General features: G+C 42.5%; 19 protein-coding genes and 2 pseudogenes. 13 read left to right on the forward strand and 8 right to left on the reverse strand.

Features of this window, described 5'->3' with window-relative positions; genetic code table 11:
- Positions 1 to 118: 118 nt before the first annotated feature.
- Together OFO07_RS01460 and pta are read right to left on the reverse strand one after the other, a co-directional pair.
- On the reverse strand, positions 119 to 1,315 hold the full coding sequence (locus OFO07_RS01460; RefSeq protein WP_270870677.1) for an acetate kinase: 1,197 nt from the start codon (positions 1,313 to 1,315) through the stop codon (positions 119 to 121).
- On the reverse strand, positions 1,315 to 2,715 hold the full coding sequence (pta, locus tag OFO07_RS01465) for a phosphate acetyltransferase (protein WP_270870678.1): 1,401 nt from the start codon (positions 2,713 to 2,715) through the stop codon (positions 1,315 to 1,317). The genes OFO07_RS01460 and pta overlap by 1 nt, the downstream gene beginning before the upstream one ends.
- 231 nt (positions 2,716 to 2,946) lie before the next feature.
- Between pta and ispG the strand changes: the two genes are divergently transcribed.
- The 3 genes and pseudogenes from ispG to OFO07_RS01480 all read left to right on the forward strand — a co-directional run bounded on the left by ispG (position 2,947) and on the right by OFO07_RS01480 (position 7,114).
- On the forward strand, positions 2,947 to 4,008 hold the full coding sequence (gene ispG, locus OFO07_RS01470; protein ID WP_270870847.1) for a flavodoxin-dependent (E)-4-hydroxy-3-methylbut-2-enyl-diphosphate synthase: 1,062 nt from the start codon (positions 2,947 to 2,949) through the stop codon (positions 4,006 to 4,008).
- Positions 4,009 to 4,057: 49 nt separating this feature from the next.
- Positions 4,058 to 5,416 (forward strand): annotated as a pseudogene (locus OFO07_RS01475) (replicative DNA helicase); the annotation flags it as partial.
- Positions 5,417 to 5,878: 462 nt separating this feature from the next.
- Positions 5,879 to 7,114, forward strand: a complete 1,236-nt coding sequence (locus tag OFO07_RS01480; RefSeq protein WP_270870680.1) for a multidrug effflux MFS transporter — start codon at positions 5,879 to 5,881, stop codon at positions 7,112 to 7,114.
- A 179-nt stretch (positions 7,115 to 7,293) separates the two neighbouring features.
- Here the strand turns inward: OFO07_RS01480 and OFO07_RS01485 are convergent, their stop codons facing one another.
- From OFO07_RS01485 to OFO07_RS01505, 5 genes are all read right to left on the reverse strand, one after another.
- Positions 7,294 to 8,058, reverse strand: a complete 765-nt coding sequence (locus tag OFO07_RS01485) for a septal ring lytic transglycosylase RlpA family protein (protein WP_270862473.1) — start codon at positions 8,056 to 8,058, stop codon at positions 7,294 to 7,296.
- Positions 8,059 to 8,072: 14 nt separating this feature from the next.
- Positions 8,073 to 9,125 (reverse strand): lytic transglycosylase domain-containing protein, encoded by a 1,053-nt coding sequence (locus OFO07_RS01490; RefSeq protein WP_270870681.1) that lies wholly within the window; start codon positions 9,123 to 9,125, stop codon positions 8,073 to 8,075.
- Positions 9,125 to 9,916, reverse strand: coding sequence for a TatD family hydrolase (locus OFO07_RS01495; RefSeq protein WP_270870682.1), 792 nt, complete (start codon positions 9,914 to 9,916; stop codon positions 9,125 to 9,127). Before OFO07_RS01495 ends, OFO07_RS01490 begins: the two co-directional genes overlap by 1 nt.
- Before the next feature lie 110 nt (positions 9,917 to 10,026).
- Positions 10,027 to 11,547: an AAA family ATPase gene (locus tag OFO07_RS01500; protein WP_270870683.1), complete on the reverse strand. Its 1,521-nt coding sequence runs from the start codon at positions 11,545 to 11,547 to the stop codon at positions 10,027 to 10,029.
- Positions 11,541 to 12,422 carry an NAD(+) kinase gene (locus OFO07_RS01505; protein WP_270870684.1) on the reverse strand — a complete coding sequence of 294 codons (882 nt, stop codon included), beginning with the start codon at positions 12,420 to 12,422 and terminating at the stop codon, positions 11,541 to 11,543. Before OFO07_RS01505 ends, OFO07_RS01500 begins: the two co-directional genes overlap by 7 nt.
- A gap of 86 nt (positions 12,423 to 12,508) precedes the next feature.
- Here OFO07_RS01505 and aspS point away from each other — a divergent pair, with 86 nt between their 5' ends.
- The 7 genes from aspS (at position 12,509) to OFO07_RS01540 (ending at position 17,552) form a co-directional block, all read left to right on the forward strand.
- Positions 12,509 to 14,263, forward strand: a complete 1,755-nt coding sequence (gene aspS / locus OFO07_RS01510) for an aspartate--tRNA ligase (RefSeq protein WP_270870685.1) — start codon at positions 12,509 to 12,511, stop codon at positions 14,261 to 14,263.
- A complete protein-coding gene (locus OFO07_RS01515; protein ID WP_270858806.1) occupies positions 14,260 to 14,835 on the forward strand; it encodes an adenylate kinase in 576 nt (191 codons plus the stop codon). Before aspS ends, OFO07_RS01515 begins: the two co-directional genes overlap by 4 nt.
- A gap of 23 nt (positions 14,836 to 14,858) precedes the next feature.
- Positions 14,859 to 15,023: a hypothetical protein gene (locus tag OFO07_RS01520; RefSeq protein WP_270858807.1), complete on the forward strand. Its 165-nt coding sequence runs from the start codon at positions 14,859 to 14,861 to the stop codon at positions 15,021 to 15,023.
- Between the two features lie 29 nt (positions 15,024 to 15,052).
- On the forward strand, positions 15,053 to 15,571 hold the full coding sequence (gene ppa / locus OFO07_RS01525; RefSeq protein WP_270870686.1) for an inorganic diphosphatase: 519 nt from the start codon (positions 15,053 to 15,055) through the stop codon (positions 15,569 to 15,571).
- Positions 15,572 to 15,610: 39 nt separating this feature from the next.
- Positions 15,611 to 16,033 carry a Sua5 YciO YrdC YwlC family protein gene (locus OFO07_RS01530; protein ID WP_270870687.1) on the forward strand — a complete coding sequence of 141 codons (423 nt, stop codon included), beginning with the start codon at positions 15,611 to 15,613 and terminating at the stop codon, positions 16,031 to 16,033.
- Positions 16,034 to 16,093: 60 nt separating this feature from the next.
- Positions 16,094 to 16,477: a YgiW/YdeI family stress tolerance OB fold protein gene (locus OFO07_RS01535; RefSeq protein ID WP_270862482.1), complete on the forward strand. Its 384-nt coding sequence runs from the start codon at positions 16,094 to 16,096 to the stop codon at positions 16,475 to 16,477.
- 349 nt (positions 16,478 to 16,826) lie between these two features.
- Positions 16,827 to 17,552, forward strand: a complete 726-nt coding sequence (locus OFO07_RS01540) for a hypothetical protein (protein ID WP_270870688.1) — start codon at positions 16,827 to 16,829, stop codon at positions 17,550 to 17,552.
- Between the two features lie 121 nt (positions 17,553 to 17,673).
- Here OFO07_RS01540 and OFO07_RS01545 read toward each other — a convergent pair.
- Positions 17,674 to 17,892, reverse strand: a pseudogene (locus OFO07_RS01545) (CDP-alcohol phosphatidyltransferase family protein); the annotation flags it as partial.
- Positions 17,893 to 18,026: 134 nt separating this feature from the next.
- On the opposite strand from OFO07_RS01545, the gene OFO07_RS01550 reads away from it, so the two are divergent.
- The 3 genes from OFO07_RS01550 (at position 18,027) to OFO07_RS01560 (ending at position 19,912) form a co-directional block, all read left to right on the forward strand.
- The gene (locus tag OFO07_RS01550; protein ID WP_442867994.1) at positions 18,027 to 18,200 is read left to right on the forward strand and encodes a DUF1328 domain-containing protein; all 174 of its coding nucleotides are present in this window, start codon (positions 18,027 to 18,029) and stop codon (positions 18,198 to 18,200) included.
- Between the two features lie 93 nt (positions 18,201 to 18,293).
- Positions 18,294 to 19,478 (forward strand): replication-associated recombination protein A, encoded by a 1,185-nt coding sequence (locus OFO07_RS01555; protein WP_270870689.1) that lies wholly within the window; start codon positions 18,294 to 18,296, stop codon positions 19,476 to 19,478.
- A gap of 5 nt (positions 19,479 to 19,483) precedes the next feature.
- Positions 19,484 to 19,912 (forward strand): hypothetical protein, encoded by a 429-nt coding sequence (locus OFO07_RS01560; protein WP_270870690.1) that lies wholly within the window; start codon positions 19,484 to 19,486, stop codon positions 19,910 to 19,912.
- Positions 19,913 to 19,997: the final 85 nt, after the last annotated feature.

The following is a 19,997-nucleotide window of genomic DNA, read 5'->3' on the forward strand; positions in this document are numbered from 1 at the left end:
TCGGTGAAATTTTAAATTTTGTGTGGAAGTGAAATTTTAAAATTTAAGCGCGTATTGTAGCGTAAATTTTGAAAAATAGGCAAATTTTAGGCGATTTCTCGCCTAAAATTTACGGAATTTAGGCTAAATTTTTAGCTTTTAGCACCTCGACTACTTGCTCGGCGATCGCTAACTCTTCGTTTGTAGGGATAATTAGAGTTTTGATTTTTGCCTCGCTCGCGCTTAGATCGCGATTGATTTTCCTGCGGATATTGTTTTCAGCTTTGTCGATTGCGATACCAAAATGCGCTAGCTTCTCGCAAACTCTCTCGCGCAAGATATTTGCGTTCTCTCCGATACCCCCAGTAAAGACGATAGCGTCGATTTTGCCAAGCACTGCGTAGTATGCGCCTACGAGTTTGACGATTTGATAGACTAGCATATCATAGGCGAGTTTTGCCTTTTCGTCGCCTGCTTCCATCATTTCCTCGACTTTGCGCAAATCGCTAGTGCCACAAATCCCCAAAAGTCCGCTTTTTTTGTTCATTATCGCGTCCATTTCTTGTGCGCCATGACCTGCTACTCTCTCCATATACGCGATAATCGCAGGATCTATCGAACCACACCTAGTGCCCATCATAAGGCCTTCGAGTGGAGTCATACCCATTGAAGTATCGACGCATTTGCCATTTTTGATAGCGGTGATACTAGAACCATTTCCAAGGTGAAGCGTAATGCAGTTAAATTTATCATAATCCACGCCTAAAAATTCAGCCGCTGTGCGTGATACATACCAGTGAGAAGTGCCGTGTGCGCCGTATCTGCGGACTTTGTTTTTCTCGTAGAATTCATACGGAAGCGCATACATATATGCTTCGCGCGGCATGCTTTGGTGAAATGTAGTGTCAAAAACAGCCACATTTGGGGTTTTTGACGCGCTCATACATGATTTGATTCCAGCAACTGCTGCTGGGTTATGAAGTGGAGCAAGCGGGCAAAGCTCTTCGATTTTGGCTAGCACATCGCTATCTACGAAGGCTGCTTTGTCGAAATAATCAGCGCCTTGGACGATTCTGTGTCCGATACCCTCGATATCGTTGATGTCTTTTAGCGTGCCACTTTCTTTTAGCAAGCGATACATTATCTCAATGCCCTCTTCGTGAGATTTAATCGGCTCTTTGACCTCTTTTTCAAATTCGCCTGCCTCAATTTTGGCTTTTGAATGCTCTGAGCCAATCTCTTCGATGACGCCACTTGCAAGGCAAGTTTTATTATCCATATCTTGGAATTTAAATTTGATTGAACTGCTACCTGAGTTTATGACTAAAATTTCCATTAATTTACTCCTGCTTGAATTGCGCTAATAAGCACTGTATTTACGATATCTTCGACCTTGCAACCCCTGCTTAAATCATTAACTGGCTTTTTAAGACCTTGCAAGATTGGGCCGATTGCTACTGCGCCAGATGTGCGTTGAACTGCCTTGTAGCCGATATTTCCTGCATTTAAATCAGGGAAAACAAAGACATTTGCCTTGCCAGCTACCGCTGAGCCTGGGGCCTTTTTGCTTGCGGTTGTAGGATCAAACGCTGCGTCGAATTGCAAAGGTCCATCGACTGCTAAATCAGGGGCAAGCTCGCCGACTAGCTTGGTGGCTTCTTCTACGATTTCTACGCTTGGGCCTGAGCCACTTCCCTTGGTAGAGTAGCTTAGCATGGCTACGCGAGGTTCTAGTCCAAATGCGCGCGCAGTATTTGCCGAGCTAATCGCGATACTTGCAAGGGCGTTTGCATCAGGGTTTGGCACGACGGCGCAGTCTGCGAAAATCACAATTTGGCTATCTAGGCACATGATAAATGAGCCACTAACAGTGCTAACGCCCGGCATTGTTTTGATTGTTTGTAGTGCTGGGCGGATAGTCTCGGCTGTGGTCGTGCTAGCGCCACTGACCATAGCGTCGGCCTTGCCACTATACACTAACATTGTGCCGAAAAATGTGCGGTCTTTGACTAATTTTTGCGCTTTTTCTAGCTCCATGCCTTTGGCTTTGCGAAGCTCGTAAAGGGTGTTTGCAAACTCATCAGAGAATTCGTTGTTTGCTGGGTTTATGATTTTGACGCCGTCTAAATTTAGCCCTAAATTTCCAGCTTTTTCTTTGATTTGCGCTTCATCGCCAAGCAAGACTAAATTTACCGCGCCACTTTTTAGCAAAATTTCGCTAGCGCGCAAAATCCTCTCATCATCGGCCTCAGGTAGGACGACTGATTTTTTGTTTGACGCTGCTTTGGCATAAAGTGTGCTCTCAAATCTCACTGGGGTTAGAATTTCGCATTTTGCGCCTTTTAGCGCCTCGCCTAGGCAATCAGCGCAGACATCTTTTGTGGTGAAGCGCAAAACTTGTGCGCCACATTTTTTGGCGAAATTCTCGGCGATTTTCGCCTTGCTCTCGCTCGTATATAGTCCCACCACAGGCAGAGCCAAATCCTTGCTAAGGCCGAAATTTAGCACCTCATCGAAGCCTTTTGCGCCATAGACGATTACGCATTTTGCGTTTTTTGAGACTGCGTCAAATTTGGCTATTGCCATTTTTGAGATTTGTGCAATCTCGCCTTTTTCTAAAAGCGATATGATTTCGCTCTCGCTCGCCACATCTGGGACGATATTTAGCGCCACAGCGCCGTCAAATTTGGCTGTGACATCGCGCACATCGTCGCCTAAAACAAAAAATGCGTTCATAAGCAATCCTTATAAAAAAATTAAAAAAACACTTGCATTTTATCATATTAAAGTTGGGTTTTGTTTTAAATTTGGCAAATTTGGGTGAAATAAAATTTCATTTTGTTTTTTGCAAATTTTGGGTGCGATAATACTTACTCTGCAATGAGAGATTTTATAAATTTGCAAAATTTAAAGCACATTTTGATACAATCTTGCACGCTAAATTTTAAAATTCAAGGCAAATTTACAATGAGATACAAAACAAAGCAGATAAAAGTAGGAAGTGTCGCTATCGGTGGGGACGCGCCGATTTCGGTGCAGTCGATGACATTTTCAAAGACAAAAGATATAAATGACACTCTTGCGCAGATAAATCGCCTTTATTTTGCGGGGGCTGATTTGGTGCGATGTGCTGTGCTGGATCATGACGACGCAAAAGCTTTGGCAGAGATAAAGAAAAACTCGCCTTTGCCGATAGTTGCGGATATTCATTTTAACTATCGCTTGGCGTTGGAAGTCGCCCCTTTCGTCGATGCGATTCGCATAAATCCGGGCAATATCGGCGGAAAAGAGCGCATAAAAGCAGTCGTTACCGCGTGCAAAGAGCGAAATTTGCCGATTCGCATAGGGGTAAATTCCGGCTCACTCGAAGAACAGTTTGAAGCCAAATTTGGTAGAACCCCGCAAGGTATGATAGAGAGTGCGCTTTATAATTTCAAATTGCTCGAAGACTTCGATTTTACTGACATTGCGATTTCGCTTAAAAGCTCCGATGTGCCCCGCACGGTCGAAGCGTATCGCACACTTCGTCCGCTTTGCGAGTATCCGTTTCACTTAGGCGTTACCGAAGCTGGGACGACCTTCCACGCGACGATAAAAAGCGCAATCGCACTTGGAACGCTTTTATTAGAAGGTATCGGCGATACGATGAGAGTAAGCATTACTGGCGAACTCGAAGAAGAAATCAAGGTCGCCAAAGCCATACTCCAAGACGCCGGAGTGCAAAAAAGCGGCATAAATATCATCTCATGTCCTACTTGTGGGCGTTTGCAAAGCGATTTAGTAAGTGCGATTAAAATCGTAGAAGAGCGAACAAAACACATAAAAGCACCTTTAAACATCTCTGTCATGGGCTGCGTGGTAAATGCACTTGGCGAAGCCAAAGGCGCAGATGTCGCTATCGCCTTTGGCAAGGGAAACGGGCTAGTGATTCGCCACGGCGAAATCGTCGCAAAGCTAAAAGAGAGCGAGCTTGTGGAGAGATTTTTAAGCGAAGTAGAGGACGAAGTGAAGCGCCATGAAGAGCGCTAAATTTTGGCAAATTTAATGAAATTTAATCAAATGTAATCAAGGCAAATTTATGGAAGTAGCTGCAAATTTATATGATTTGGATATGGAAAGAGCGATTTTAAGCGCGCTCATACAAGACGACGAGGCATACAGCGAAATCGGCGATATGATTGGCGTGGGGGACTTTTATTTCAAGCCACATGCCGATGTTTATGAGGCTATCACGAAGTGCGTGGCGCATGATGAGCCTATCGCGCCTAGTTTTATCAAAAAATGGCTAGAAGGCAGGTATAATGAGCAAATTTTCGCTGAAATTTTAGCCACGAGCGGACTAATCGACGCGCGAAAATACGCAAACGAGCTAAAAGAAAAATCTATCAAACGCGGGCTAAATTCTATCGCGCACAGGACGCCTACTATCGTAAATGAAACCCAAAAAGCCAAAGAAGCTGCCGATAAAATCAGCGCAGAAATCTACAAACTAATCGACGAGGAAAAACACGGCGGGGTCAAAACGAGCCCCGAAATCATCACCGAAGTCGTCAGCGAGCTACGCAAACAAAAAGAGCAAGCAGGCTCCGAGCTAGTGGGGCTTGACACGGGCTTTACATACCTTAATAAATTCACCAAAGGCTACAAACCAGGCGAGCTTATCATCATTGCTGCGCGCCCAGGTATGGGAAAGACAGCCTTTGTGCTAAACTCCATGCTAAAAACGCTCGAAAAGGGAAAGGGCGTGGTGTTTTTCTCGCTGGAAATGCCAGCTGTGCAGATTATGTATAGAATGCTAAGTATTGGAAGCTCTGTGCCACTAAATTCGATTTTAAGTGCGACGCTAAGCGATGATGATTGGAGCAGGTTTAATGCCGAGTGTGAGCGTATGATGGATTTGCCACTTTTTGTGTATGATAGCGGTCATGTCAATATCCAACAAGTGCGCACCCAAATGCGCAAACTCAAAGCCGCGCACGAAAATATCGAGCTTTGCGTGGTGGATTATATAGGTTTGATGACAAGCACTAGTAATTTTAGCGAGAGGCATTTGCAAATCGCCGAAATTTCGCGTGGATTAAAGCTACTTGCGCGCGAGCTAAATATACCGATTATCGCGCTTTCTCAGCTCAATCGTGGCGTGGAGCTTAGATCTGATAAACGCCCGCAAATGGCGGATTTGCGCGAGAGTGGGGCGATCGAGCAGGACGCGGATATTATACTTTTTGTTTATCGTGATGAGGTCTATAAAGAAAGGGCGTATCGCGAGAAAAGAGCCGCCCTCGAAATGGCTGGAAAAGATCCGAGCGAGATTGAGGAATTTAAGCGAAATGAGCTAGAAGAAAAGGCTGAAATCATCATCGGTAAAAACCGCTCAGGCGAAGCAGGACGCACGATAGAGGTCGCATTTCAGGGGCCTTATACGCGTTTTGTGGATTTGGTGAGCTTCGGCGGTGCGCCAATGGAGAGTAGCGAGTTTGAAATGACGCCTGATATGACGCCAGATTTTGCCGAAGCAATGCCAATGGTGGGCGAAATTTCGCTAGAAAATGGGGCAGGTGCGCCAAATACTGCGCCCGAATTTGCGCCAAATTTTGCGCCTCAGGGCGTGGGAGATAGTGCGCCAAATTTTGCGCAAGAAAGCGAAAGCGGGGAATTTATCGAAACTGGTGCAGATGAGATTATGCAAAGTGTAGATGTGCCAAGCCAAAGCGTAGATATCGAAAGCTTCGCGATCCCTGACACAAATATGGCAAATGTCCTAAAACAGGGCGCATATACGCAAAATCAAAGTCAAGGCGAAGAGCTTTTTGGCGATGAAAATGCGAGCGAAAACGACGAAAACCCTGTGGATATTTAGGGGTAAAATTTAGCTAAATTTTAAAATTTAAGGAATTTGATGTTTGAAAAAATCGGCGAATTTTTAAATTCGCCCAAAATCGCAAAACCATATTTAATCATAGTTTTGGCCTATATGTCGGCTGTGGCGCCACTTTCGACGGATATGTATCTGCCAGCGCTCAAAAATGTCCAAACCAGCTTTGAGACGAGCGAATTTTACACTCAGCTCTCAATCAGCGCGTTTTTTGTGGCATTTTCGCTAGGACAGCTGATTTATGGACCACTTAGCGACATTTATGGTCGCAGAAAGCCCCTGCTAGCGGGCGTTGCGCTATTTATCGTGGCGAGTATTTTATGTGCTAATACCCAAAATATCTATGCTTTTATATTTTTTAGATTTGTTCAAGCTCTTGGCGGGTGCGCTGGCGTGGTGATTGCGCGCGCTGTGATAAATGATAAATTTGACACCGCCCAGGGCGCGTCAGTTTTGGCGCTGATGATGATAGTAGGCTCCATAGCGCCTATGCTAGCGCCCACATTTGGGGCGTTTATACTAGATTTTGGCGGGTGGAGAGTGATATTTGGCACGCTTTTTGTGCTTGGAATAATTTTATTTTGTATGATATTTTTAGGGCTTAGGGAGAGCGCGATTATCGACAAGAGCCTAAAATTGGGCTTCAAGCCCGTTTTTATAAACTACGCTAGAATTTTGCAAAATCGCAAATTTTTCATTTTTACGCTTTCATCTGCGCTTACAATGGCGGCGATGTTTGCCTATATCACGGGCTCTGCGTTTGTTTTTAAGGAGCATTTTGGGCTAAGTAGCAAGGAATTTGGGCTGATTTTTGGCGTAAATGCGCTGTCAATGACGATTTTTTCGGCGATAAATGCCAAAATCGTGCAAAAAATCTCGCCTTTTGTGATTGTGCAATTTGCCTTTTTAGCGATGATTGTGGGGGCTTTGTGTTTGCTTGGGTGCGGGCTTTTGGGGCTTGGATTTTGGGCGTTTGAGGTTTGCCTTTTTTTCACGCTGGGTATGAAAGGTCTCATAATCCCAAATGCCGTGGTGCTTGCCATGGCGCGCTTCAAGGGCAAATCAGGCTCTGCCTCGGCTGTGCTAGGCGCGGTGCAAATGGCGGTAGCTGGGCTAATCGCTGCGATCGTGGGAGCTGCTGGCGCAAATCACCCATTTTCGCTGGCTGTGGTAATGGCGATTTGCATTTTCCTAGGATACGGCGTCTATCTGTGCGCGGATAAAAAATTCACTAAAAATTTGAAGCGCAAATTTAGCTAAATTCGCAGAATTTAAAATTTATGAAATTTTGCCAAAACACTGCGCTGAAATTTTAAATTTATAGATTGTTTTCGAGGTAGTGTTTAAAAATTGCGTTAGCGTGTGAAAAAATGAAATCAAAATTTTGGATAAATTTAACCAAATTTAGGCGAAATTTCGCCTAAATTTAGCCATAAATTTTACTCACGCACGAAGAATGCGTTTTGAAGTGAGCCACTGGCGATGAAATCGCGCGCCTCGCTCTCGCTTTTGAATCCGCTTAAAAATACCCTATAAATCGGCGCGCCGTCTAGGTCGAACTCGCGCATTACGCTAGGATATCCGTGCAGAGCGTCGTTTTCTCGCGTGAAGCGTGCTGCGCCAGATTGGTTTCTAAACGCTCCGATTTGCACCATAAAATTTCCGCCCACAATCGTCGCATTTGGCGCGCCTTTTTTGATAGTTTGACCATAAAATCCCACGACTTCGAGCTTCACAGGAGCCGTGCCTTTGGCGAAGACGCCGACTTTATTGGCTGCGCTTTTGCTAAGATCGATTACGCGCCCGCTCACAAACGGCCCGCGGTCGTTTATGCGCACGGTAGCGCTTGCGCCAGTGTCGCGGTTGGTGACCTTGACCATGGTGTTCATCGGGTAGGTTTTGTGTGCGGCGGTCATGGCGTTCATATCGTAAATCTCGCCATTGCTCGTTTTTTTGCCGTTAAAGCCAGGTCCATACCAGCTAGCAATGCCACTTTGTGTATCGCCGATACTGACCTGCTCGGGGTAGTAGGTTTTGCCATTTATCTTGTAAGGGCGCATGGTTGCAGGCGAGTTTTTGCCGATTTTAGGGGCTTTTGAGCCCGAACTAGGACTAGATGACGGATAATTTCTGTGTGATGAGAAACACCCAGCAAAGATTAGCGCGACAAGCGCGCTAAAAATTATTGATTTTTTAAAATGCAAAATTTACTCCGAATTTAAAATTTGAAATCAAACGCCATTGCGACTGTGCGGATTTTTTCATCAGTTTTAGAGGCAAATGTCGGAGTGGTTTTTTCGATCTGTTCGACCTTGATTATATGCTCGTGCTGAGGCTTAAATTTCGCAAAACTTAGCCTTGGACGATTTTTGATAAGGTTTGGTTCATACGCCTGAAAATCGCCTCTGCTTAGGACAAATTCTGTATATTTGCTCTCTGGGATATAGAAAAAATACTTGCCGTTGCTAGGTGATACGCCGTTTGTAATGTGTGCATTGTAGCTATTCATTTGGGTTTGCGAAATGCCGATTTGTTTGGCGATCGCGCTTAGCTTCGTGCCTGGGGCTACGGCGATGCGTTTTAACGCCCACGGCTCGTTTTCGAATCTTAGCACCTTTTGCATACTATCGCTTTGGGCGATGTAGGCGAATTTGATAATGCGTTTGATGAAATTTTTGGTCTCTTTTGGCACTGCATTGCTAGAAAGTAGGGTGCCTAAATCATCGTTTCCAGCCGCTTTTATGGCTCTGTTCATACAGCCTTCGCCACAATTATACGCCATGAGGGCAGTGTACCATTTGCCAAAATTTTGTCTTAAATGCAAAATATATGAAAACGCAGCGTCCGTCGAGGCTGCGGGATCTCTGCGCTCATCTACATGCGTATCTATACGCAGGCCGAAATTTTTGGCAGTTGTAGGCATGAGTTGCCACATACCGCCTGCTTTGGCGTGCGAAGTAACAGTGTTTTTGAGGTGAGATTCTACCATAGCAAGGTAGAGCAAAAACTCAGGCGCTTCAATGCTTTCGATTTCAGTTTTTACCAAAAAGGCATTGTGAGCTTGTGAAGTGATGATGTCTTTGAATAATTTTTTATCCGAAGAATCGATAGAGCGGTAAATGTCAGCGACGACTTTTTGGCTTGAAAGGTTGTTTTCTATGCCAAATTCGTTCATAATGTAGTCGTGATTTACTCGTGAAATTTTTGACTGGCTAGCGTGCGCAAAACCTGCGAAAATTAGCATCAAAAAAATGATTTTAATGACTCTCATTAATCTCCTTTAATTTGATTTGCAAAAAGTCTGTAAGCATTTTGCGTAGTGATACTTTTAATCAATTCTACATCTTTATCTAAAATTTCGGCTATCTTATCCACGACAAGGCTTGTGAAGGCTGGCTCGTTGCGCTCGCCTCTGTGAGGGTGCGGGGTAAGATATGGCGCGTCTGTTTCGACGACGATTTTATCAAGTGGAAGTTTTGGTAAAATTTCGACTAAATTTTTTGCGTTTTTAAATGTCAAAACACCGCCGATTCCAAAATAAAATCCAAATTCGCTTAAATTTGCGAGTAGTGGGCTTGCATTGTAGCAGTGCAAAACACCGCCGTTTAGCCCATTTGCGTGAGTTTTTAAAATTTGATAAGCATCTTCGTTTGCATCTCTAATATGCACGATTAGTGGTAAATTTAGTTCTTTGGCAAGCTCAATTTGTGCCAAAAAAATCTCTTTTTGGCGTGCTTTTTCGCTAGATTTTTGCTCGTCGCTAAGACCATTTAAGCGATAATAATCCAAACCGCACTCGCCTACACCCACGCATTTTGAGTCGTTTGCGAACTCTTTTAGCGTATTAATGTCAAATTCATCTATTTCATAAGGATGCACGCCCACGGCGAAGAATACATTTGCATAAGTGTGAGAAATCTCCCTAGCGCGCGCTAAATCCGACATGCTAGCACCAGGGATGACGATAGTGCCGACATCGTGCTCGCTTGCTCTTTGAACTACGGCGTCAAGGTCGCTAAAATAGCTACTATCATCTAAATGGCAATGTGTATCAATAATCATAAAACTCACTTAAAAATTTATAAACAAAACATTTTACGCCAAAATAGCCAAATTAAAATTAAACAAAGATTAAATATACCAAACTAGTTTCATTTTTGGCTTAAATTTAGCTAATTTTTGAGCTTTTTGGCGAATTCTAATGCTTCCTTGCTTATCGTCTCTCCGCTAATCATTCTGGCTAGTTCTGTGATTTTTTCGCTCTCATTTAGCAGTTTTACGCTCGAAATTTCGCCATTTTTGGTGATTAAAAAGTGCGAGTGAGCTTTGGAGCTGAGTTGTGGCTGGTGCGAGATAGCGAAAATTTGGTAAAATTTCGAGATTTTTTCTAGCACGGTTGCGATACTCATCGCCTCTTTTCCGCTCAAATTTGAATCAATCTCATCAAGGATTAAAATCCCGCTTCCTTGGTTTGTAATCTCCAAATTTGCCCCGATGAAGGCGAGGCGCAGGCGGTTTGTCTCGCCCGAGCTTAAATTTTTAAATTCGGTATTATTTAGCATTACGCGCACTTCGTCGCTGCCGTTTGCTTCCAAGCTCTGCTCTAAAAATTCCAGCCTCACGCTAGGCATATACAAATCGCCCAAATAGCGATTTATTAGGCTTTCTAGCACATTTTTACTTGCTTTTCGTTTTGCGCTGATAAGAGTAGCTAAATTTGAAATTTCCAAATTTAGCGCGCCAAATTTCGCGGTCAAATCTCTTTTTTCGAAGCTGATTTGCTCGTAGTGCGCAAGCTCTATTTTGCGCCTTTCAAGCGTGTCAAGCGCGCCGGCAATGTCGCCGTAGCGTTTGTTTAAGCCTGAAAGCGCTTCTAGTCTGTTTAATACTGCCTCGATATCGATTTCACCTAGTTCGTCTAGGTTTAAGTTTTCCATTTTTATGCGCAGTTCGTTCATGCTATCTTCGAAAAACGCACTATCCATTTCGCTTAGATTTAGTGCTTCTATCACGCTTCGCTCAAATTCGAAAATCCCTTCGGCTCTCGCCCAAAGTTCTTCGATTTTATCCTTTTTGCTAAGCTTTTTTTTGACTGCCAAAAGCTCTTCGTATTCGCCGATTTTAGGCGAAATTTGCTCGATTTTTTCGATTTCAAATTTGGCAAATTCTTTAAGTTCTTCGATTTTGTTTTCTTCTTCTTCGATTTTTCTAAGCTCTTTTTGCACTCTTAAAAATTCGCTAAATTTAGCCCTAAAATTCGCCAAATTTGCGCCATGAGCGCTATCGTTTTTGCAAATCATAAAATCAAGCAACTCCAAAAGCGAGGCAGAGTTTATCTCATCGGCATTTTTTGCGCCCAAAAACTTCACATATTCGCCCGCTATTTTGGTCAAATTTTTCTTTGAAATTAGTTGCGAGTTTATGAAATACCGCACGGATTTATCCCGCAAAATGCGGAAATTATTCGGCGTTTCGTTTCCTATGCCAAACTCATCAAGTCCAAATTCGTGGCTAATGTCGGCTTCGATGATCTTTGCTTCCGCCTCTCTTAGCCCAAACACAGCCAAAATAGCGTTCATTAGCACAGATTTTCCAGCACCGCTCACACCGGTAAATACGCTTAGCCCTGGGGCGAAATTTAGCTCGATTTCGTTGAAGCTAAGGTGATTTTTGATATACACTCTCTCTAACATCCAGTATGTCCCCAGCGCAATTTTTCCTTCAAAACCGCGAAATAATCGTATGAGCTAGCGCGGATTATTTGGGATTTGTGTTTTGAAATTTTTACTTCCACGCTTTTGAATTCGTCCATATTGTAAAAATTTTGCCCGTCGATGACTACGCAAAGCTCGGAATTTCCGCTATTTTTGAAGCCTAGTTTGTATCTTTTTGGCAAAATTAGCGGGCGTTGGGTCAGGCTGTGTGAGCAAATCGGCGTTATAGCGAAAACTTCGCAAAGCGGGTAGATTATCGCGCCATTTGCGCTCATATTATACGCTGTCGAGCCTGCTGGCGAGCTGATTATGACGCCGTCTCCATAGTATGTGTTAAAGTGCGTATCGTCCAAAAACGCGTCGATTTTCGCCATTGACGAGATATGAGAGCGCGTGATAACCATATCGTTAAATGCGCTGATTTCGAGCTTCTCGCCGTTTTTGCGCTCCAAGCTTACGCTTAAAACAGGCAGTTTATCTAGCCTAAATTTCCCAGCCATAAATTCACGCCAAAATGCGTTAAATTCGCTATTTTTAATGTCTGTTAGAAAGCCAAGCGTGCCAGCATTTACACCTATTATATATGCGCCTTTTTTTAGCACGCTCCTAGCTACGCCAATTAGCGTGCCGTCCCCTCCAAGGCTGATTAAAACTTTGGTGCGAGATAAAATCTCATCTATGCTAAATCCAGTTTTGCCAAAATACTGCGCGCAGGTTTTTTCGCATAAAATTTCAATGCCCCCCAAGCGCAAAATTTTAGAAATTTCCTCCATAATAGGCAAAATTCCCGCCTCTGTTTTGGCGATGATTCCGACAAATTTTAAATTTTTTTGTAATGCGATTAAATTTTCCATGGCGCGATTTTATAAAAAATTAGCTTTGTAAAAGCAAAATTTAACTATAATCATTGGTTTTAATTATTTTTTTTAAGGAGAACACATTGCGAAGTCATTATTGCACCGATCTAAGCAAAGCAAATATCGGCGAAAATGTTAGCGTTTGTGGTTGGGTGAATTCTTACCGCGACCATGGTGGCGTTATTTTCATCGATTTGCGCGATAGAAGCGGACTTTTACAGCTAGTATGCGATCCAAAAGATAGCAAAAGCGCTTACGAAATAGCAAACGATGTCAGAAACGAATATGTTTTGCGCGCAAACGGAAAAGTGCGCGCCAGAGGCGAGGGTTTGGAAAACCCAAATTTAAAAACCGGAGAGATTGAAATCGTAGTCGATGAGCTAATCATCGAAAATCCGAGCCGTGCGCTACCATTTGTCATCGGTGATGAAAATGTAAATGAGGAAATTCGCCTAAAATACAGATTTTTGGATTTAAGGACGAGCGATAAATTTGAGCGCTTTGCAATGCGTTCAAAAGCGGCTATTGCGGCGCGAAATGCGCTTGATAGACTTGGTTTTGTCGAGGTTGAAACCCCTGTGCTAACTCGCGCTACGCCAGAGGGTGCGAGGGATTATTTGGTGCCTAGTCGCGTTTATCCGGGTAGCTTTTATGCGCTTCCGCAAAGCCCACAGCTTTTCAAACAGCTTTTAATGTGCTCTGGATTTGATAGATATTTCCAAGTGGCAAAATGCTTCCGCGATGAGGATTTGCGCGCAGATCGCCAGCCAGAATTTACACAAATCGATGTCGAGATGAGCTTTTGCGATCAAAATGATGTAATGAAGGTCGCTGAGACATTTTTGAAAGATATTTTCGCTGCTTGTGGTCACGATATTCCAACTCCATTTCGCGTAATGGAATACAAAGACGCTATGGAGAATTACGGTAGCGACAAGCCAGATCTTCGCTTTGGTATGCCATTTATTGATGTGGCTGATATTTTCGCGCGTTCAAATAATGAAATTTTCGCTAATATCGCAAAAGATACTAAGAAAAACCGCGTAAAAGCCCTTGTAGTCGAGGGTGGAGATTTGAAATTTAGCAAACGCCAAATGCAAAGATTTGAAGAATATGTGCGTAAATTTGGCGCACAAGGTCTAGCCTTTATCCAAGTCAAAGAAGACGGACTAAAAGGACCTTTGGTTAAATTTTTCGATGAAGCAGATGTAAATGAGCTAGTCGCTCGCTGTAACCTAAAAGTCGGCGATGTCGTATTTTTCGGCGCTGGAAAGAAAAAAATCGTGCTTGATTATATGGGTAGATTTAGACTTTTCCTTGCAAACGAGCTTGGCATTATCGACGAGAACAAACTCGAATTTTTGTGGGTTGTAAATTTCCCAATGTTCGAGCAAAACGACGACGGAAGCTACTCGGCTATGCACCACCCATTTACTATGCCAAACAATGTCGATGAACCAGATATGGAAGAAATCACCTCTATCGCTTACGATGTCGTGCTAAATGGCGTCGAGCTTGGTGGTGGAAGTATCAGAATCCACAAAGCTGATATCCAAGAAAAGGTTTTCAAACTACTTAAAATCGAGCCAGACGAGCAAAGAGAAAAATTCGGCTTCTTGCTTGACGCGCTTAGCTTTGGTGCGCCACCACACGGGGGCATTGCTATTGGATTTGACAGACTTATGATGTTAGTAACTAAATCAAGTAGCATTAGAGATGTCATCGCCTTCCCTAAAACTCAAAGAGCGCAATGCCCTATGACAAAGGCTCCAAGCGAGGTTAGCAGCGAACAGCTCCAAGAATTGGGACTTAGAATAAATTTAAAGGATAAAAAATGAAAAATCTATTTTTAATCATCGGCGCACCGGGCAGTGGCAAAACCACAGACGCTAGCTTGATCGCGCAAAACAACGAGAGTATCGCTCACTACTCTACTGGCGATTTGCTTCGCGCAGAGGTAGCAAGCGGTAGCGAACTAGGCAAAACAATCGACAGCTTTATCTCAGCTGGAAATTTAGTCCCGCTTGAAGTGGTTGTAGGCACGATAACTTCTGCGATTAAAAGCTCGCCAAAAGATTTTATCATTATCGATGGCTACCCACGAAGCGTGGAGCAAATGACAAAACTCGACGAAGTTTTAAAAAGCGATGATGAGATCGAGCTTAGCGCAGTAATCGAAGTAGCTGTCAGCGAAAACACAGCCAAAGAGCGCGTTTTGGGTCGTGCAAGGGGAGCTGATGATAACGAGCAAGTCTTTTATAACCGCATGAAAGTCTTCAACGAACCAATCGGCGCAATCCGCGAATTTTACGGCAAAAAAGAGATTTTTTACTCAGTTGATGGCGAACGCACAATCGAAGAAATCGTCGAAGATATCAACGATATAATAGCGAAAAAAATCATTGGCTAATGAGTGAAATTTAGGGAATTCTTGTGAAATTTAGCCCCAAATTTGGCATGAAATTTTGCCTTAGAATTTGCGCTGTTTTCGCTGTTTTGGTTTTTTGCGCTGGTTGTGAAGCCAAAAAATCCGTGAGCGCAGCAGGAAACAGCGGCGGCGGCGGAGTTTTCACGGGATTTTCTATAAGTGCGTGGTAAATTTACAAATTTAATAAAAAGGACAAAAAATGGATATTTCTAAAATCAAAGTAGGTTCAAACCCTGATAAAATCAATGCCGTAATCGAGATCCCATACGGCTCAAACATAAAATATGAAATCGACAAAGAAAGCGGTGCGGTTTGCGTCGATCGCGTTATGTATTCGGCGATGTTTTACCCTGCAAACTACGGCTTTGTGCCAAACACACTAGCTGATGACGGCGATCCAGCGGATATTTTGGTGCTAAATGAATACCCGCTTCAAGCAGGCTCAGTTATCCCATGCCGCTTAATCGGCGTTTTGGTTATGGAAGATGAAAGCGGAATGGACGAAAAACTCCTAGCCGTGCCGGTTAGCAAAATCGACCCTAGATATGACAATATCAAATCTCTAAGCGATTTGCCAAAAATCACACTTGATAGAATCAAAAATTTCTTTGAAACTTACAAGGCGTTGGAGCCGGGCAAATGGGTGAAGGTCAAGGATTTTGAGGACGCTAGCAAGGCCGAGGCAATCCTATCTCGCGCAATCGCAAACTACAAATAATAATTTCGCCCAAATTTCGGGCGAAATTTCACTTCCGCTATGATTTACCTAGCCCAGACAGACACCACAGCCGGATTTTTAAGCAAGGACTTTACGCAGATTAACCGCGCGAAAATGCGCCCCAAAAACACCCCATGCGTGCTGACCACGGCGAATTTAAACGAGCTAAAAACCATAGCGCGCGTGCCAGAAAAATTTAAAAATCTCGTGCGAAGGGCGAAAAAATCAACCTTCATCTACCCAAATCAAATTTCACTTCGCTATGTGCAAGGCTGTGAGCATGCGAAATTTTTGCGACAATTTGGCGCGATGTATTCGAGCTCGGCGAATTTGCACGGCGAGAAATTCGACGAGGAGTATGCTAGGGATATCGCAGATATCATCGTAGATGAGAAATTTAGTGAGCATGCCCCCTCGAAAATGTATAAAATTTCAAATTTTAAAATTAAAAAAATTCGTTAAACTTAGGTTTAATTCAAATATTGTAAAATCACACAAAAAATTTCTTAAAAGGAGCGAATTATGGTAAAAAAATTTCTAATCCTTAGCGCAGTTTGCGCATTTGCCTTGGCAAAGGGTGGTTTTGTCGGAGGTGATGGCAGTAGCAAGGGTGAGTTCGTCGAATACGGCGCCAAATCATACCGCGTAGTTAGCGTCAAAGAGGCGAAAGATTTGCGCGATGATACGAAGGTAACCCTAGTGGGAAATATCAAAAAACGCCTAAATAACGACGATAAATATCTATTCGTGGATAAAAGTGGCGCCTCTATCACCGTCGATATCGACGATGATGACTGGAACGGCCTAGTCGTGAGTCCAGATACCAAAATCCGCATAGTCGGCGAGGTGGATAAGGATTTAGTCGGCGTAGAAATCGATGTCGATGATGTCTTGCCTGTGAAATAAATTTTGTTTTTTGCTAAATTTGCACTAATTTAGCCAAATTTTACAAAATATGCAAAATTTAATGTAAAATTTTGCATATTTTTAAATTTCATCTAAATTTTTTATTTAAAATTTTTTCGTTTGCTTAAATTTACGCTATTTTTATACTATTTTCGCTGCCGCAAGCCCGAAATACTGCCCCGTAATCTCAAAATTAGCAATCTGTGTGAAAAGGAATAAATACGCCAAAAACTAAGTGTAAAATTTGAAACAAATGTTTAAATTTCTAAGAATTATTTTAATTCACCAAATTTTCAGAAAATTTTAATGGGGGGGGGTATAATAAACAATTTTTTTCGAAAGGATTTTTATGTTTTTTTGGGGATATATCGAAGATGTCAAAAGGGAAATTGTAACAGATTTTCAAGTCAGTAGAACTCCGATAGAAGTAAATACTAAGGTTTCAGGTGGAGGTCCGCAGTTTGGGCTGGGATATGGTCATTTTTTGGCATTGACTGGAAGTGGCGTAAAAGCCGAAACTTCTGTTAGTGGTGGCGAAGTAAAAGTAAATTCTACCCGTGAGACGATTTGGACTTTTGATATAGGCGATACTTCGTTTAAATTAATTAGCGATACAATGCACCTAAAAAACGGCGATTTTGTAGTGGTGGAGAGCTATTTTAGGGACGGAGTTTATTATATTGCTGATTGTTTGGATAATGCTACAAAAAAATATTCAGAACCAAGTTGGTTTCCTAATTATTTAGAAAAAAAGAGTATTCCGCAAAAACCAAACATATTATTAATAATATTATTGATAATTTCGATTATTTCTCTTTTAACCACTATGTTACTATTTATATCAGGTAATATTTTTTATGGTATTATCGGAGCCGTTGTCTTTGGTGTTCTTTTTAGCATTCGTTCTTACAAGAGCGATGATTATAAAATAAAATTGCAAGATGTAATTGAACAAAATAACTGGATAGAACGCCATAACGCAGAATATAGAGAGTATGAAGGTAAAATTTGCAACGCATTACAAAACGAAGGCTTTCTACCTAAAAAAGAAGAAATTAAACAAATAAATAGCTAAAATAAAATTCGGCAAATTCACTTTCAAATTTGTCGAATTTACAATATTTTAAAACTATGAATTTCAAAAGTAAAAATTAAAATGTTAATTTGTAGTAAAATTTAGCCCACAGGGCTAAATTTTAATTTTTGTGATTTTTTGCGTAGGCTAAAATGTATTCTAGTCCCGAATACAGCGTGAGTGCTACTGCGACCCATAGCAAGAAATTTCCGCCACTCCACTGCATTGTCAAAAATCCTATGGCAAACATTTGCGACACCGTTTTTACCTTGCCCGCCATTGAGGCTGAGACGCTGATATTTTCGCTCACCATAACCGTGCGAAAACCTGTGATAAAAAAAGGGAATTTGGCAAATTTGCTAAATTCCCTTTTTATTTGCCAAAATTTGGCTCGTAGCTCAAAATTTCACAAATCTTTATCATTTCATTACCAAATAGAGTTAAAATTTCCCAATCGCTTTGGCGAAATTTTTAATGGAGGCTAAAATGCTAAGATACGCCATAATCTTCCTAATCATCGCAATCGTGGCTGGAATTTTCGGCTTTGGCGGGATTGCTGGCACAAGCGCAGGAATTGCGAAAATCCTGTTTTTTGTCTTTCTTGTGCTTTTTGCGATTTCATTTATTTTTAAGCTCATCAAACGCTAGCTTACGAAGCCTTTGCGCTTCGTAAATTTGGCGTGTAACTTAAAATTTATCCTTACTTCGCTACAATCACGCATTAAATTTCAAAGGTTAATCATGCAAAGTCTAGCGCTAAAATTTCGTCCCAAAAGCTTAAATGAAATTCTAGGTCAGAAAAAAATCGTGGAGCTTTTTAAAAAATTTATCGCCTCTGGCAAAATTCCGCATAGTATATTTTTCGGCGCGGCAGGGTGTGGCAAAACCACTATGGCGCGCGTGCTCGCAAGCGAGCTGAACTACGATTTTTACGAGCTTGACGCCACGAGCCTAAAAGTCGAAGATATCCGCAAAATCCTATCTGCGCACTCTGGCGTGCTAGCCAAACCGCTGATTTTTATCGACGAAATTCATCGCCTTAGCAAAACCCAGCAAGAGGTCCTCTTAATCCCAATGGAAAATTACGAAGCGATAATAATTGGCGCGACCACGGAAAATCCGCAGTTTGTCATAAGCTCTGGGATTCGCTCTCGCTCGATGATTTTCGAGTTTGAGCCTTTGGGAGCGCAGGAAATGAGCGAGCTTTTTGAGCGGGTGCAGGGCGAGCTGGGCTTCGCGTGTGATGATGATGCCAGAGAGTATCTCATACACACTAGCGCAGGGGACGGGCGAAGTCTTTTAAATTTGCTCGAATTTGCGATTTTGGCTGATAGTAAAATCTCTCTCGATACTCTAAAAACACTGCGCGCGAGTGCCGTCGCACAGGGGGTAAGCTCGGACGATACGCATTACGAGCTAGCAAGCGCGATGATAAAAAGCCTGCGCGGAAGCGACGCGGACGCCGCCCTATACTATGTGGCGCGCCTAATCGAGGCTGGCGAGAGCGCTGATTTCATCGCTAGGCGTATGGTGATTCTAGCTAGCGAAGATATCGGCAACGCCAATCCAAATGCCCTAAATATGGCGGTTAATACACTTTTGGCAGTCAGCAAAATCGGCTACCCAGAAGCTCGCATAATACTAGGACAATGCGCAGTGTATTTGGCACACTCGCCCAAATCAAACTCCGCTTACAACGCCATAAACGAGGCTTTGAAATTTGTGCGAGAGGGGGGGATTTTGCCAACTCCTCGCTACTTGATAAACTCCGCGCCTGAAATCGCACAATATCGCTATCCGCACGATTTTGGCGGCTGGGTGGCGCAAGAATATACTAGCGCGAGAGTGAAATTTTACCACAGCAAACAAATTGGCTTCGAAAAAACGCTAGATGAGTGGCTTAAAAAGATAAAGGGTGAAATTTGAATTTTATGAAAAATTTGACTTTGATTTTAATAGCTCTTTTGTTTTGGGGGTGTTCTACTCGTCTAATCCATAGCCCAGAGTATAAAGAGGCGAAAAAAGCCCCTTTTGTTTTTAATACTATGACGCAGAAAAAACCATTTTTAAACGCTCCACAAAACTGCGAATATATAGGCAAAGACAGCATTAGCTTCCATGAGGTTTATGAGGCTGTTAAGCGCGATTATGCGCCAAATTTTGGGTTTGATACACTTAAAATAAGTGGGAATTTATACGCTAATGCCATAATCACTATAAAAGCATACCAAAAAGGCGGGAATTTAGTAGATTTAAAAAACACTTATGCCACCACTTTTGTGTTTGACACATTAGAATTAGATAATATTATAAATTTTGATATTTATAAATGCAAATGCCTTTTTATGGAGTGCCTTTAACCCTTAATTATATTTTTTATCACTTTTGTCCCACCGCGTGAGTTCGCCCAAGCCTCCATTACGCTATTATCCACGCTATTTATGA

The organism is Campylobacter sp. JMF_06 NA1, from assembly GCF_027737785.1.
Taxonomy (GTDB): domain Bacteria; phylum Campylobacterota; class Campylobacteria; order Campylobacterales; family Campylobacteraceae; genus Campylobacter_B.

Bases quoted from the DNA above. Each gene is read 5' to 3' on its own strand.
- OFO07_RS01460 (WP_270870677.1), bottom strand. From the start codon at position 1,315: ATGGAAATTTTAGTCATAAACTCAGGTAGCAGTTCAATCAAATTTAAA.
- pta (WP_270870678.1), bottom strand. From the start codon at position 2,715: ATGAACGCATTTTTTGTTTTAGGCGACGATGTGCGCGATGTCACAGCC.
- ispG (WP_270870847.1), top strand. From the start codon at position 2,947: ATGAGATACAAAACAAAGCAGATAAAAGTAGGAAGTGTCGCTATCGGT.
- OFO07_RS01480 (WP_270870680.1), top strand. From the start codon at position 5,879: ATGTTTGAAAAAATCGGCGAATTTTTAAATTCGCCCAAAATCGCAAAA.
- OFO07_RS01490 (WP_270870681.1), bottom strand. From the start codon at position 9,125: ATGAGAGTCATTAAAATCATTTTTTTGATGCTAATTTTCGCAGGTTTT.
- OFO07_RS01495 (WP_270870682.1), bottom strand. From the start codon at position 9,916: ATGATTATTGATACACATTGCCATTTAGATGATAGTAGCTATTTTAGC.
- OFO07_RS01500 (WP_270870683.1), bottom strand. From the start codon at position 11,547: ATGTTAGAGAGAGTGTATATCAAAAATCACCTTAGCTTCAACGAAATC.
- OFO07_RS01505 (WP_270870684.1), bottom strand. From the start codon at position 12,422: ATGGAAAATTTAATCGCATTACAAAAAAATTTAAAATTTGTCGGAATC.
- OFO07_RS01515 (WP_270858806.1), top strand. From the start codon at position 14,260: ATGAAAAATCTATTTTTAATCATCGGCGCACCGGGCAGTGGCAAAACC.
- ppa (WP_270870686.1), top strand. From the start codon at position 15,053: ATGGATATTTCTAAAATCAAAGTAGGTTCAAACCCTGATAAAATCAAT.
- OFO07_RS01530 (WP_270870687.1), top strand. From the start codon at position 15,611: ATGATTTACCTAGCCCAGACAGACACCACAGCCGGATTTTTAAGCAAG.
- OFO07_RS01535 (WP_270862482.1), top strand. From the start codon at position 16,094: ATGGTAAAAAAATTTCTAATCCTTAGCGCAGTTTGCGCATTTGCCTTG.
- OFO07_RS01540 (WP_270870688.1), top strand. From the start codon at position 16,827: ATGTTTTTTTGGGGATATATCGAAGATGTCAAAAGGGAAATTGTAACA.
- OFO07_RS01550 (WP_442867994.1), top strand. From the start codon at position 18,027: ATGGAGGCTAAAATGCTAAGATACGCCATAATCTTCCTAATCATCGCA.
- OFO07_RS01555 (WP_270870689.1), top strand. From the start codon at position 18,294: ATGCAAAGTCTAGCGCTAAAATTTCGTCCCAAAAGCTTAAATGAAATT.
- OFO07_RS01560 (WP_270870690.1), top strand. From the start codon at position 19,484: ATGAAAAATTTGACTTTGATTTTAATAGCTCTTTTGTTTTGGGGGTGT.